The sequence below is a fragment of the Microbacterium sp. NPDC086615 genome (assembly GCF_040686055.1).
Classification (GTDB): Bacteria; Actinomycetota; Actinomycetes; order Actinomycetales; family Microbacteriaceae; genus Microbacterium.
The window spans coordinates 43160-57270 of the sequence record NZ_JBFBJJ010000004.1 but is presented as its reverse complement, the minus strand read 5'-3'; the positions used below and the strand labels follow the sequence as shown (position 1 = coordinate 57270).

Annotated in this window: 8 protein-coding genes; 3 read left to right on the top strand and 5 right to left on the bottom strand. The window is 71.9% G+C overall.

Annotated features, from left to right (window positions below; genetic code table 11):
* Positions 1 to 9 precede the first annotated feature (9 nt).
* Genes AB0O24_RS05820 through AB0O24_RS05810 form a run of 3 tightly spaced genes read right to left on the bottom strand, consistent with a single transcriptional unit; the run spans position 10 to position 8411 of the window.
* A complete protein-coding gene (locus AB0O24_RS05820) occupies positions 10 to 4293 on the bottom strand; it encodes an FtsK/SpoIIIE domain-containing protein (protein WP_363373270.1) in 4284 nt (1427 codons plus the stop codon).
* Between the two features lie 18 nt (positions 4294 to 4311).
* Positions 4312 to 5577 (bottom strand): ABC transporter substrate-binding protein, encoded by a 1266-nt coding sequence (locus tag AB0O24_RS05815; protein WP_363373267.1) that lies wholly within the window; start codon positions 5575 to 5577, stop codon positions 4312 to 4314.
* Complete coding sequence (locus AB0O24_RS05810; protein WP_363373264.1) at positions 5574 to 8411, bottom strand: hypothetical protein; 2838 nt, start codon at positions 8409 to 8411, stop codon at positions 5574 to 5576. The genes AB0O24_RS05815 and AB0O24_RS05810 overlap by 4 nt, the downstream gene beginning before the upstream one ends.
* Positions 8412 to 8639: 228 nt before the next feature.
* On the opposite strand from AB0O24_RS05810, the gene AB0O24_RS05805 reads away from it, so the two are divergent.
* Entirely contained in the window at positions 8640 to 9887 is a 1248-nt protein-coding gene (locus AB0O24_RS05805) for an MFS transporter (protein ID WP_345799724.1), read from the top strand.
* 164 nt (positions 9888 to 10051) lie between these two features.
* Here the strand turns inward: AB0O24_RS05805 and AB0O24_RS05800 are convergent, their stop codons facing one another.
* Positions 10052 to 11257 carry a homoserine O-acetyltransferase gene (locus AB0O24_RS05800; protein WP_275800627.1) on the bottom strand — a complete coding sequence of 402 codons (1206 nt, stop codon included), beginning with the start codon at positions 11255 to 11257 and terminating at the stop codon, positions 10052 to 10054.
* Positions 11258 to 11336: 79 nt separating this feature from the next.
* Here AB0O24_RS05800 and AB0O24_RS05795 point away from each other — a divergent pair, with 79 nt between their 5' ends.
* Positions 11337 to 11729 carry a DUF4259 domain-containing protein gene (locus tag AB0O24_RS05795; RefSeq protein WP_275800625.1) on the top strand — a complete coding sequence of 131 codons (393 nt, stop codon included), beginning with the start codon at positions 11337 to 11339 and terminating at the stop codon, positions 11727 to 11729.
* A gap of 52 nt (positions 11730 to 11781) precedes the next feature.
* The gene (locus AB0O24_RS05790; RefSeq protein WP_307382153.1) at positions 11782 to 12480 is read left to right on the top strand and encodes an SDR family oxidoreductase; all 699 of its coding nucleotides are present in this window, start codon (positions 11782 to 11784) and stop codon (positions 12478 to 12480) included.
* Positions 12481 to 12645: 165 nt separating this feature from the next.
* Here the strand turns inward: AB0O24_RS05790 and AB0O24_RS05785 are convergent, their stop codons facing one another.
* Positions 12646 to 13968, bottom strand: coding sequence for a bifunctional o-acetylhomoserine/o-acetylserine sulfhydrylase (locus AB0O24_RS05785; protein ID WP_363373258.1), 1323 nt, complete (start codon positions 13966 to 13968; stop codon positions 12646 to 12648).
* Positions 13969 to 14111 lie beyond the last annotated feature (143 nt).

Here is a 14111-nt window from a genome sequence, read left to right as displayed (position 1 = left end):
GCGTTCCGCTCAGCCCGCGGGGACGGCGACCGACGGCCCCGCCGCCTGGACGAAGCGGGCCGCGCCCGCGACGCACGCGTACCCGCGGCCGGTGGTGACGGCGACGGGGGCGCGGCGGGGGAGCGTGACGCCCAGCAGATCGCCGTCGTAGTCGACGTCGGGCTGCAGCAGCACCCCGCAGCGCGACTTGCGCAGGGTCTTCGTCCAGCCGGAGTACTGCGCGCGGAGGTCGGCGGAGCGTCCCGCCGCGATGACCAGCACGTGCGGCTGCGACATCGTGAGCAGCCCCGCGAGCGACTGGTCGGAATCCTCGAACGACTCGGCGTCATCGACCAGGATGACGACCGGCCCCTTCTCGAGACGCACGGATGCCACGAGCGCGGGGATGTCGTCGGATCCGACGACGACGCGGTCGAGGTCGGCCGTGGCCAGCGGTGAGCGGCGACCGCAGACACCCCACACGGTCACCGGGGCCGTGGCATCCGGAGTCGTCCGCAGGGCCTGCGCGATCGCGAGGAGCAGCGTCGACTTGCCGGAGCGGGCGGGTCCGGCGACGAGGACGTGCTCGCCCTCGTAGACCTCGAGGAAAGCGGGGGCGAGGTCGGACTCGGCGACGCCGATGGGGATGCGCCACGGCTCCTGCCGGAGGTCGGCCGCGACGCCGAGGTCGGCGATCCCGACCTGCTCGGGCAGGCGGCCCACCACGGGAGCCTTCGGCGCGGCGCCCGCGTACGTCTCTTTCACGCGGGTGACGGCGCTGGCCAAGCCGCCGACGGGGGTGGCGACGTGCGCCTGCCGGGCCGATTCGGCGAGGACGCAGCGACCCGGTACCGATGCCGGGGCGTCCTTGGGGCGCAGGCCCGCGGAGGTGTAGTCGTAGGGGTCGGCGAGGCGGAACATCCACTTCTGGGTGGTGACCTCGTCGATCGCCGAGGGGACCGCCTTGGCGCGGGTCGTCGACACGGCGAAATGCAGGCCGAGCTCGGGGCCGTCGGCGTACGCGCGGTAGAGGCCGTCGAGGAGCTGCTGTCCCTCGTGGTCCTGGAACTCGTCGCGCAGGGCCGCCAGCCCGTCGATCAGCACGATCGCGCGGCGCCGCTGTCCCTCGTCGGCGCGGCGCCGCTCGAGGTCGGTGCGGAGGTGGCGCAGGAATCGCGCCTGCTGCTCGCGCGCACCGCCCCCGGCCCCCACGTAGGCCACGGTGTGGGGCAGGTCGGCGAGGGGCGCGAGGTCGCGGGCACCGGCATCGAGCACGAGGATGTCGAGGTCGTCGGGGTGCGACTCGGCCGCGAGGGCCAGAGCGATCGATGACAGGGCCGTGCTGGTGCCGCTGCCGGGGATGCCGACCGCGAGCAGGTTGCCCCGCGACAGGTTCCACCCGGCGGCGACCTGCCGCTGACTGTCCGGCTCATCGGCGAGGGCGAAGAACACCTCCGCACCCTGCACGCCGCCCACCGCGAGGACCCCCGACGCCGTGGCGTCGTCGCCGAACCCGGCCAGCGGCACACGGGCGCCCAACGCCTCGGGCCACACCGGTCGCGGAGCGGCGATCCCCGCCTCGTCGGCCGCCGCGCGGATGGCCTCGATCACGACGTCGAGGTCGGTCGTCGAGTCGTCGACCACCGTCGTCTTCGCCGCGGGAGCAATCCCCGAGAACGTCACCGGTTGCAGCTCGACGGCCTCGACGACGGCGCGCTCCGAGGCGCCGGTGACCAGCGCGGTCTGCACGGGCGCGATGTCGTCCTGTCCGCGCTTGATGTACGCGCGACCGCGTTGGGCGCGACCGATCGCGGATGCCGCCGGGACACCGATCACGTTGTTCGAGTCGTCGCGGCTCTGCACGCGCAGAGCGACCCGGAGGTTCGTGTTCGCGAGGATGTCGTCGTTGACGACACCCGCGGGGCGCTGGGTGGCGAGGATCATGTGGACGCCGAGCGTACGGCCGACGGCGGCCACGCTCACGAGCGACGACAGCACGTCGGGGAAGTCCTTGGCGAGCATCGCGAACTCGTCGACGACGAGCAGCAGCCGCGGCATGGGCTCGGCGGGCTTCGTCGCGAGGTAGGCGTCGAGGTTGTCGACGCCTTCGCCCGCCGCGGCGAAGATGCGCTGACGCCGCCGCATCTCGGCCTCGAGGGAGCGGAGGGCGCGGTCGGCCAGCTGCTCGTCGAGGTTGCTGATGGTGCCGATCGTGTGCGGGAGCCGCTCGCACGCCGCGAAGGCCGCGCCGCCCTTGAAGTCGATGAGGATGAAGCTCAGGCGGGTGGGGTCGTTGCGCAGGGCGAGCCCCGCGACGAGCGAGCGGAGGAACTCGCTCTTGCCCGAGCCGGTCGTGCCGCCGACGAGGCCGTGCGGGCCGTCGTGCACGAGGTCGAGCTCCATCGTGCCGCCCTCGCCCGTCCCGATCGGGGCCGTGATACCGCGGGCGTTGGCCCACAGCTCGCGGACCGCGTCCGCCGTCACCTCGTCCAGGCCGAGGAGCGGGGGGAGGCGCACGAGGCCGGGCAGCGCTGCGCCCGGGACGACGAGCTCGGGATCGTCGAAGCGGGCGACGTCGCGGGCTCCCGCCGCGGCGGTGTCGACGTCGATGCCCGCGAGGATGACGTCGTCGACCGTCACGAGGTCACCGGGACGCGTGACGGTGGCCGCGGCATCCGGCGCCACCCGCACCACGACGGTGCACGCGGCGGGGAGCTGCTCTTCGGACGACGCGAGGACGATCCCCGAGACCTGCACGCCCTGGCGGTCGCGCGACAGAGTGGTCGCACCGTCCGGACGGCCATGGCCGAGCAACTCGCGCGCGGGAGCATTGCGCCCCTCGGTCAGGACGTCGGAGTCCAGCACCAACAGAACGGCCGCCGTCGGGATGTCGTGGATGCCGTCGCGAAGGCCCCGCAGAAGGTCGGTGCTGCGTTCGCGGTTGTCGGACATCCAGCGTTCCTGGGTGCCCGTGCCCTGTCGGCGCGTGTGCGGGAGCCAACCCGCCCACGCCCATTCGGGAGAGCGGCCGGCATCGCAGAAAACGCCGACGGTCAGATCGGCCGGGCCGACGTGGATCCCGGCCTGGATGACGAGGCTCCGGGCCAGGGCGAGAGCGCCGTCGCGGTCGCCGACGATTCCCACGACCCCGCCCGCGGTGAGGTCGATCTCGACGGGCGCCGCGGGGATCGCGGCGGTGTCGATGATCTCGCGGACCTCGTCCTCGAGGCGGGTGCCGGAACGCTCGTCGATCGCGGGGCGCCACGGGACATCGCCGATGCCGGCGTGCAGCGCGAGCAGGTCGGGCGAGCCCGCGCGGCGCTGCCACAGCGTGGTCGCGGGGATCGCGGCGCGCCGGAGCGTCGTGGCCGGGTCGGGGATGGCATCCATCCTCCGGGCCTTCTCGGCCTGACCGGCCGAGGCGATGTCGTCGCGCAGGGTCTGCAGGGCCTGCGCGAACCGCTCGTCCTCTTCCTTGACGTTCCTCGTGTGGCGGCGCTTCTGCTCGAACCAGACGCCGACGCCCAGGACGGGGCTGAGGGCGGCGAACAGGGCGTACCGTGCGTCGCCGAGCATGAGAACCATCGCGAAAGCGAGCACCAGGGGAGCCGCGACCGTGATGATGCTGAACTTGGAGGCCGGGGGGACGTCCTTGCGAGTGGGCGGGGTGATCGGGTCGGGCTCCGGGGGCCGACCGGGCCGAGGCGGACGGTTGAAGGGCGCGGTCGCGGCCGGGGTGATGTTGTGCAGCGAACCGGGCTCGGGGGCGGGGGTCTCATCGATCGAGGGGCGCAGGAGCACGGTCGTGCCTCCCGCGGTGATGACGGCGGGACCCTCGACGACCGTGCCGTCCTCGGCGGCGGCTGTGCCGTCGACGAGGGTGCCGTTCGTCGATCCGCGGTCGTCGACGCGGAGCCCGTCTTCGTCGCGCGCGGCCGAGAAGTGCTCCCACGAGGCGCTCGTGGTGGGGAGCCTGAGGTCGGCCTGGGGGGAGCGTCCCGCGATCAGCGCCCGCCCGCGCGGCACGTCGACGACCGGTCCGGCCTCCAACCCGCCGGACAGGGTCGCCGTCCAGTCTGTCGCGGGCTTCGGTCGGGGCGACGCCGAGAGGGCGATGCGGGTGCCCTCGAGGATCAGCACCTCGCTCAGCGCCGTCGAGGCGGGGTGACGCTCGGCATCGACCGCGACGAGGGTGTCGGGGGCGAGATCGTGTCCCGTCGCCGCCGCGATCAGTTCGCCCAGCGTCGCCTGGCTGCGGTGACGGGCGAGGTCGACCACCTGCTCGTCTTCGTCGATCGCGATTAGCAGACGCATCGGAGCCTCCGGGAGATGTCAGTCGGGCTGTCCGGCGAACCACACCAGCGGTGCGGTGGTGTCGGTCGACAGGGGGCGCAGACCCAGGTTCTGATCCGCCGAATACAGGGGAACGATTCCGGGGACCAGGGCGGTGGGCTTCGTGCCGTCGAGCTGCGGACCGGCGATGCCGTCGGCCGCGCCGGCCGACAATGTGCCGAGCGCCGAGGCGACCGCGGAGGGTTCGGTGCTACCGGCGGATGCCGCGGCGAGCGCGAGCAGGACGGTGGCGTCGTGACTGCGCGAGTCGGCGAGGCCGGCGACGGAGGCGAACGAGCGGTCCTCGAAGAGCGTCGTGGCCGAGGAGTCGTCGGCGACGACGCGCACGCCCGCGAGGAAGGCGGACATGGCTCGGCCATCGGCGTCGGACGAGAGGGCGACGGTGTCGCTCCAGCCCGCGCCGACCGTGGTCAGGTCGGTCGAGAGGGTGCCGCCCGCGGACACGAGCGCCTCGGAGAACGCCGGCGACGTGGCCTCGGGGGTGACGACGATCGGGAGATCGGCGTCGTCGCTCTGGAGCAGCTGCACCACGCTCGCCTGCGTCGAGGCGGGCCCGTTGATGAGAACCGCGTCGAGGGGACGCGATCCACGGGCCGCGGCGACGGCGGCACGGAAGGCCGCGGCGTCACCGCCGGCGGCGAACGGCACGATGGCGGCGGGGGAGAGACCCGCGGGTGTACCGTACCCGGCGTCCACGAGGAGGACGGACGAGGCGCCCTTCAGCGCTGCGGGAAGAGCCGCGCTGATCGCGTCGCTCGTGGGGCCCGTCAACCAGACGCCGTCGCCCGCGAGCGAGCCGTCGCTCACGTACGGAAGGACGGCGGGGACGCCCGCCGAGCGGGCGACCTCGACCGCGCCGGTGACGTGCGACCCGTTCGTGGCGATGACGATGCCGGCGGCTCCGTCGTCGACGAGCTCCTGCGCGGCGGCGCGAGCGCCGTCGGCGGTTCCCTTGTCGTCCACGGCGCGGACCGTGATGTCGTGACCGCCGAGCGCCAGGCGGCGGGCGGCCACGACCGCGCCGTTCGCGGCATCCTTCCACTCCGCGCCTTCGCCCGGAGCGGAGGCGAGCGAGACGATCACGCCGATCGTCAGGCCATCGGGGACCGGTGCCGAGATCGCGACGGGGATCGAGCCGACCGCCTGGGCCTCGGTGGGGCGCGTGAGCGACCAGGTGGTGACCCCGGCGGCGACGAGGACCACGGCGGCGGCCCCGGCGATCAGGGCGACGGTGCGACGCTTCACTTGCCGTCTCCGATCCGGAAGGTGTACACCGTCTGCGTCGCGGCGCCCGCGGGAGCCTCGATGTGGAACGGCGGCAGCTTCGCTCCCGCTTCCAGGGAGGCCTGCGTCTGCGCCTGCTGGAGCAGGATGCCGGCGACGTCCTCGGAGCGCACGTTGGCGTACCCCTGCGCCTGCTGTGAGGCCAGGGCGAGCTGGACGTCGGCGGTGTCGACCTTCGCGGCGCTGGTGACCATCGACCCCAGCAGTCCCGACCCGTTGACCTGGCGATCGCCGAGGTCGAGGAGGACCTTGTTCAGGTCGGCCTGCAGGAGCGAGGACGCGCCGTCCGTGTCACGGGTGGCGGCGCCGATGCTCGACGAGATCGACGACAGCGACGACAGGGTCTGCGCGGAGACGCTCTGCGAGATCGCCTCGCCGGCGGCGGTGAGATCGTCGCGCTGCGACTCGACGGTCTCTTTGCCGCTCTGCGCGATGTCGGTCGAGGTCGAGGTCAGACCCGACACGGAACGGTCGAACATGGCGCCGATGGTGGCGGCATCCGTCTTCCCGCGGGCCGAGATGACGCGCACCTGCTCCTCGATGAGGGCCGAGACCTTCTTGGCCGCCTCGGCGTCGGCGTCGGCGAATGCCCGCTCGATGCTCGGGCCGAGGCCGTCCTGCTGCTTCTTGAGGGCGTTGATGCGCTGGTCGAGCTCGGAGCGCTGGTCGGCGAGGGCCTTCGTCGAGTCGGTCAGCGAGGTCACCAGGGCGGTGAGGTTCTCGTTGCCGTTCCACGCGGAGGAGCTGATGCGGTTGACCGCGTCGCGGACCTTCGAGGTCTGGTCGAGCAGGCCCGCGATGGCGGTGCCGAGGTCGCCGGAGGGCTGCGTCTTCTCATCGACGCTGATCCACGCGGCGGTGTCGGCCTTCAGGCGGTCGAGGAGCGGTGTCGAATAACCCCACGGGGTCGAGAGCTGGTCTCCTTCGCATCCCTCGGACGTGAGGAAGGAGCGCAGACGGTCGACCTCGGCGAGCGTCGGGCCGCCGATGACGACCGGGGAGGAGGAGCTCTTCGCGTCGGAGTCGTCACCGGTGCCGTCGCCGCCCGTTCCGGACGTCGAGGTGGGCTTGGGCGTGGGCTCGTTGCCGCCGCCGGGGGGAGTCCCGTCGTCGTCCGGGGCGAGAGTGCAGATCTCGTCCGCCAGTCGGTTCGCCTGCTCGCGGATCGAGCCGCGCACATCCGGGTTGCCCAACTCCGTCTGGGCGTCGCGAGCGATCTGGTTGACCTGCGACAGCGCGGAGTTGAGCGATCCGAGCGAACCCGACAGCGTGTCGAGCGCCGCGCTGACCTCGCCCAGCGACTGCGGGACGGAGCCGTCGGGGAGGCCGTCGGTGACCTTCTTCGTCGCGTCCTGAACGGCTTCGACGGCTTGCGAGGTATGGTCGAACTGCGTCACGACCGACGACATGAGCTCGGGCTTGAGAGAGTCGACGAGCTCGCGACCGTCGACCACCAGCTGGGCGAGGGTCGCGTTGACCTCGCCCTGGGCGCTGAACAGGGCGCACGTCGTCGACGGGGTCTGGCAGGTGTCGGCGCTGGGAGCGTCGGGGCCGATGGTCGAGCGCAGCGCGTTCTGCACCTCGCCCTTGCACTCGTCGGCGGCGGAGGCGTAGTTGTCGAGCTCGACCGCGAGACGCTGGATGTTGCCGTAGATCGTGTTCGCTTCGCCCGGCATCGTCGACGTCGCGGAGCATCCGCTGCCGCTCGGGATCGACGGGGGCGGCGGTGCGCTGGTGTCGCCGAGCATGCCGTCCACCGCGGACAGCGCGCTGCCGAGTTGCTGCAGAACGGCGGAGTTGGTTCCGTTCACCGTCGTCGAGAGGTCGGACTGCAGACCCGTGAGCTGCGCGGTGAGACCCCGCATCGACGTTCCGAGCGAGGTGGTGCTATCGGCGAGCTCTCGCGCCGTGCGCACACCCAGGGTGTCGGCCGTGCTCTCGAGGTTCGTGCGTACCTCGGTGATCGTGGTGCCCGCGCGGCCGAGCACCTCGTTGACCGCCGCGACGACCTCGATGGTGCGGCGCTGGAGGGCGAGCTGCGACGTGGGGTCGTCGTTGAACGCCGCGTCGAGGACACCGCCGATCGACGGATCGGTCGAGATCCCCGGCTGCACCGCGATGTCGAACGCGGGCACCGAGAAGTCGTCGACGTCGGCGACAAGGGTGAGGGTACTGCTGGCGCGACCGGAGGGCGGGGCGAGCAGCGACGCCCACTGCACCACGGCGTCGCCGTCGTCGGAGCGGCTCAGCACGCCGTTGGTCACGGCGGAGTCGGTGTCGGAGTCGATGACCACGCGGCTGGGGGCCACGCCTCCGAGGACGGTCGACGCGGCGATCGTCAGGGGCGCGCCCACGAGCGCTTCGCGTGTGCGCGACTGACCCGCGGCGTCGTAGGTCAGCTCCTGGGGCTTCACGGTGAGGTTCTCGACCGTGACGTCGATCTCGACGCGGCCCGAGTAGCCTTTGAGGTCGCCCAGGTCGGTGCCGCTCGAGTCCGCGGTGCGGTACGAGGTGCGGATACGCACGGGGATGTCGTTCGCGACGTCGGCCGGGGTGAACGAGGCCGTCTCGCTGGTCGTCTCCGAGGGGGAGTTGCCGATGGCGATCGTCGTGGACTGCACGCTCTGGATGGCGGCGTCGGTGGTGACCCCGACGGCGACGGACTGCAGCAGTCGGGTGGGCGTGATCTGCGCCTCGCCGTTCGTGCACGCGGTCACCGTGACGAGCGCGCCGACAGCGACCATCGCCGCGATGACGCGCGGCAGCGCACGCCGACCCTTTACAGGTTTCCCCACTGACATCCGTCCCCCTTGAACACCGTCCGGCAGCCGCCGTCGATCGTAGTCGGTCCCGCTGACATCGCCGGATTCGGGGGCCGAGCTTGACATCCGACCCCACTGCCGTTCGTCGGCATCCGGCGTTCACGCGGGCGGCGGCCCCTCGCCTCGAAACGATTCGACAGGCGTTCTCCCGCCGACTACCATCGTCGGGTGACCTCTTCGACGACCTCGAGAGGTGCGGCGATGCGGGCGCTCCTTTCTCTCGCCATCGGCAGTTTCGGCATCGGCATGACCGAGTTCGTGGTGATGGGTCTCCTGCCCAACATCGCCCGCGAACTGGTGCCCACCGTGTGGGCCGCGTCGCCCGACGACGCGATCGCCCAAGCCGGCTGGCTCGTGTCGCTCTACGCCCTCGGCGTCGTCGTCGGCGCCCCCACGATCGCGGGATCGGTCGCGCGTTTCCCGCGGCACCGGGTGATGATCGTGCTCGCGGCCGCCCTGGCGTTCTTCACGCTTCTGACCGTCATCGCCCCGACGTTCGAGCTCGTCGCGGCGTCGCGATTCCTCGCGGGACTCCCGCACGGCGCGTACTTCGGCATCGGCGCTCTCGTCGCCGCCGATGCCCTCGGACCCGGCAACCGCGCGAAGGGCGTCGCCTTCGTCCTCACCGGACTCACGATCGCCAACGTGGTGGGCGTCCCCCTCGGAACGCTCCTGGGACAGCAGGTCGGCTGGCGCGCCGCGTTCGCGGTCGTCACCGGCATCTTCGTGCTCGCGACGATCTGCATCGCCCTGTTCGTCCCGAAGCATCCCGGCGCGCCGGGACGACGGCTGCGCGACGAACTGCGCGTGTTCCGTATCGGCCAGGTCTGGTTCGCCCTCGGGATCGGCGCGGTCGGCTTCGGCGGCTTCTTCGCGATGTACAGCTACATCGCGCCCATGATCACCGAGGTCGCGGGGCAGCCGGAATGGGCCGTGTCGCTCGTCCTGGTGCTCGTCGGCGTCGGCATGACGGTGGGCAACGTGGTCGGCGGGGCGCTCGCCGACAAAGACCTGCGGTTCTGGCTCTTCGTCGGCCTGCTCGCGCTCGGCGCGGCGTCCGTCGGGCTCGCGCTCACCGCCGGATGGATCGTCACGCTCGTGGTCTTCGCCTTCCTCGTCGCGTTCTGCGGCGCCGCCCTGAGCCCTGGCATCCAGACCCGGCTGATGGACGTCGCCGAAGACAACCAGTCCATCGCCGCCGCGCTGAACCACTCGGCGTTGAACATCGGCAACAGCCTCGGTGCGTTCCTCGGCGGCCTCGCGATCGCCGCGGGCCTGGGGCTCGTGGCCCCCGCCTGGGTGGGCGCGGTGCTGGCCCTCGGCGGGCTCATCGTCGCCGTCGTGTCGTACCGCGTCGAGGACCGTTCGGGTCGTCACCCCGAGCACCGGATGCCGGCCGCCGAGGCCGCGACCACCGCGATCACCGGCTCGATCCCGACGCAGGGCTGAGCCCGGCGGCGCCCGCGCCGCGCCCTAGCCCGTTGAGTGTCCAAGACACGCCGTAGAGCGCCCGGCGGTTACGGCGTGTCTTGGACAGTCAACGCGAGCGCGGCACAGCCCGACCGCGAGTGGCGCGAGCGGGACGGATGCCGGGGGCCCGGCATCCGGAATCGTCAGGTCGCGAGCAGGCGGCGGAGGTGCGTGGCGACGGCCGCGGTCTCGATCAGGAAGCCGTCGTGGCCGAAGTCGCTCGCGAGGACCACCGCCTCGTCGCCGTCGAGCGTGTTCGGGATGCCGCGCGCGATGCGGTGCTGACCGTCGATCGGGAACAGACGGTCGCTGTCGATGCCGAGCACGAGCGTCGCGGCGGTGACACGACGCAGAGCGTCTTCGACGCCGTCGCGGTCGCGCCCGACGTCGTGGGAGTTCATCGCCTCGACGAGGGTGAGGTAGCTGTTCGCGTCGAAACGCCGCGTGAACTTGTTGCCGTGGAAGTCGAGGTACGACTCGACCGCGAAACGGCCACCGCGCCCGAGCGGGCTCACGCCCGACTGCCACGACCGCTGGAAACGCTGGTTGAGCTCGGTGGGGCTGCGGTAGTTCAGCAGCGCCATGCGGCGGGCGAGGGCGAGTCCGCGGTGCGGGCCGTCGCCGTCGCCGGAGTCGTAGTACTCGCCGCCCGCGAAGCGCGGGTCCATCCGGATCGTGTCGAGCTGCACCGAGTTGAGCGCGATCTGGTCGGCGGTGGTGATGGGCGGGGCCGACAGGATCGCGGCGCGCTCCACCCGGTCGGGGTGCCCGACCGCCCATTCGAGGGCGTGCATTCCGCCCATCGATCCACCGATCACCGCGGCCCAGCGGTCGATGCCGAGCGCGTCGGCCAACTGCGCCTGAGCGCGGACCTGGTCGCGGATGGTCAGGTAAGGGAAGCGCGACGCCCACTCGTAACCGTCGGGCGCGATGCTCGCCGGTCCCGTCGAGCCCTGGCATCCGCCGAGCATGTTGGGAGCGACGACGAACCACCGGTCGGTGTCGATCGCGGCTCCCGGGCCGACGAGATCGCTCCACCAGCCGGCGGTCGGGTGGCCCGGACCTGCCGCTCCGCGCACGTGGCTGTCGCCGGTCAGGGCGTGCAGCACGATCACGGCGTTGTCGCGTGCGGTGGAGAGCTCACCCCACGATTCGTACGCGAGACGGAACGCCGGAAGGGACTCGCCGTTCTCGGGCGCGAACGCTCCGAAAGCGGCGAAACGGCGCTCGCCCACCGGGTCGCCGTCGCGCCAGGCGCCCGTCGCGGGAGGACGGCCGAGCAGGGAGCGGGCGTCGGCCTCCGTGATCGGTGCCGAGGGCACCGTGTCTTCGGAGATCTGCCAGTCCATGGCATCCATTCTCTCCGGTCCGGTGGAGCCTCACCGGACTGTTACGGCGATGTCGGAACCGCGGTCTACGATGCCACGCATGGGGACATGGAGCGCGAAACCGTTCGGAAACGACAGTGCCGCCGACTGGGCGTACGAGCTCGACGACGCGAGCGACTGGAGCGTCGTGAGCGACGCCCTGCGCGTCGCGACGGAGTCGGCGCCGGCAGACCTCGACTCCGACGACGCGGTGACGGCGATCGCCGCGGCAGAGGTCGTGGCGCGGGGCCGGGGGCGGGTGACGGACTCCGCCGAGAGCGTCGAGGCGTTCGTGGCGCGGGTGTCGCCGCCGTCTGCCGAGCTGGTGGACCTCGCCGCTTCGGCGCTCGCCGTCGCGACGTCCGGCGAGGGCGAGCTCGCTGATCTGTGGGAGGGCGATCCCGAGTGGCTCGCCGAGAACGAGAGGCTGCGCGCGGCGCTCACCACCGACTGAGCGCCTTGTCCAGCCCCCGCTCTCCGCAAGCGGGGGTGGGGATGATCGCCGCATGGCGACCTTCCTCCTCATCGCGGCGTCGAGCGACATCGGCCGCGCGACCACGACGCGACTGCGCGACGCGGGCCACCGCGTCCTGACCACGGCACGGGACTCTTCGGTCATCGAGCCCGACTTCGTCCTGGATGCCACCGACTTCGACGCCGTCGACCGGGTGGTGCGCGAGGCGGGCGAGCTCGACGGCATCGCGGTGTTCGCGGGATCGATGCTGCTCAAGCCCGCGCACCTGATCTCGCGCGAACAGTACGACGGCCTGATCGCCGCGTCGCTGACGACCGCGTTCGCCGCGGTCCGAGCCGCGGGGGCCCACCTGCGCGGCGGCGGGGCGGTCGTGCTGGTCTCGTCGGCGGCGGCGCTCGCGGGGCTTCCGAACCACGACGGGATCGCGGCGGCCAAGGCCGGGGTGATCGGGCTGACGCTGTCGGCCGCGGCGAGCTACGCGGCCCACGGTCTGCGGGTGAACGCGGTCGCCCCCGGCCTCGTCCAGACGCGCTTGACCGAGAAGCTCACCTCGAGCGACCTGTCGCGGAAGGTGTCGGAGGTGATGCACCCGCTGGGCCGCCTCGGCGAGCCGGATGACGTCGCCCGTGCGGTGGAATTCTTGCTGTCGCCCGAGAACGCCTGGATGACCGGCCAGGTGCTCGGCGTCGACGGGGGTCTCGGGAGCCTCCGGCCGCGGCAGAAGGTGTGACGGAGGGAGGGGCAGGGACGGAGGGAGGAGGATCTCGCGGCGCGGGTCCTCCCGGCATCCCACGCCCTCCGCTCGTCACCGGAATGCCCGGCACCGGCACGGGGTGGCGCACACGACGACGCCCCGACCCGGCCGAAGCCGGATCGGGGCGTGTCTGCGCGAGGGTCAGGCGCGAGCGGCCTCCGACAGGCGGCGCGCGGCGGCGAGGGCCTGGTCGAGGTCGGCCTTGAGGTCGTCGATGTTCTCGAGACCCACCGACAGGCGCACGAGACCGGGGGTCACGCCCGCGGTCAGCTGCTGCTCGGGGGTGAGCTGCGAGTGCGTGGTCGACGCGGGGTGGATGACGAGCGAGCGCACGTCGCCGATGTTCGCGAGGTGGCTGAAGAGGTTCAGCGAGTTGACGAACTCGCGACCCGCCTCGACGCCGCCCTTGAGCTCGAACGACAGCACGGCGCCGACGCCCTTGGGGGCGTAGTTGTTCGCGGCGGCGTACCAGGGCGAGGTGGGAAGCCCCGAGTAGTTGACGCTCGCGACATCGTCGTGGCTCTCGAGCCACTCCGCGATCTCCTGCGCGTTCTGCACGTGACGCTCGATGCGCAGCGACAGGGTCTCGATGCCCTGGATGAGCTGCCACGCGCTCTGCGGCGAGATCGAGGCACCGAGGTCGCGCAGCAGCTGCACGCGCGCCTTGATGATGTAGGCCAGGCCGTCGCCGACCGCCTGCGTGTAGACCGCTCCGTGGTACGAGGGGTCGGGCGTGGTCAGGCCCGGGAAGCGCTCGGAGTGCTCCGACCACGGGAAGCGGCCGCCGTCGACGATGACACCGCCGATGGTGGTGCCGTGCCCGCCGAGGAACTTCGTCGCCGAGTGCACGATGATGTCGGCCCCGTGCTCGAAGGGACGGATGAGGTACGGCGTCGCGATCGTGTTGTCGACGATGAGGGGGACGCCGGCCTCGTGCGCGACGTCGGCGACCGTGCGGATGTCGAGCACGTTGATCTTCGGGTTGCCGATCGTCTCGGCGAAGAACAGCTTCGTGTTCGGGCGGATCGCGGCACGCCACTCTTCGGGGTCGTCCTGGTTCTCGACGAAGGTCGTCTCGATACCGAGCTTGGCGAGGGTGTACTTGAAGAGGTTGTACGTGCCCCCGTAGATCGAGCTCGACGACACGATGTGGTCGCCGGCCTGCGCGATGTTGAGCACCGCGAACGTCTCGGCTGCCTGGCCGCTGGCGACGAGGAGGGCGCCGGTGCCGCCCTCGAGGCCCGCGACGCGCTGCTCGACGACGTCTTGCGTGGGGTTCTGGATGCGCGTGTAGATGTTGCCGAACTCGGCCAGCGCGAAGAGGTTCGCGGCGTGGTCGGCGTTGTCGAAGACGTACGACGTGGTCTGGTAGATCGGGGTGGCGCGGGCCTTCGTCACCGGGTCGGGCTGCGCGCCCGTGTGGATCTGCTTGGTCTCGAAACGCCAGTTCTCGGGTGCCGACATGGCTGCTCCTCTGGTCTGGGGGCCGAGGCGGTCGCCGTGGCCTTCTGAGAGCGTAGGGATCCCCTCCGACACCGACAACCGCCGGGGTCACGGGCCGTAATACCACCGTCACACGCGGTCACGGCCCTGCCGGCTCGACGTCG

Bases quoted from the DNA above. Each gene is read 5' to 3' on its own strand.
- AB0O24_RS05785 (WP_363373258.1), bottom strand. From the start codon at position 13,968: ATGTCGGCACCCGAGAACTGGCGTTTCGAGACCAAGCAGATCCACACG.
- AB0O24_RS05820 (WP_363373270.1), bottom strand. From the start codon at position 4,293: ATGCGTCTGCTAATCGCGATCGACGAAGACGAGCAGGTGGTCGACCTC.
- AB0O24_RS05795 (WP_275800625.1), top strand. From the start codon at position 11,337: ATGGGGACATGGAGCGCGAAACCGTTCGGAAACGACAGTGCCGCCGAC.
- AB0O24_RS05790 (WP_307382153.1), top strand. From the start codon at position 11,782: ATGGCGACCTTCCTCCTCATCGCGGCGTCGAGCGACATCGGCCGCGCG.
- AB0O24_RS05800 (WP_275800627.1), bottom strand. From the start codon at position 11,257: ATGGACTGGCAGATCTCCGAAGACACGGTGCCCTCGGCACCGATCACG.
- AB0O24_RS05805 (WP_345799724.1), top strand. From the start codon at position 8,640: ATGCGGGCGCTCCTTTCTCTCGCCATCGGCAGTTTCGGCATCGGCATG.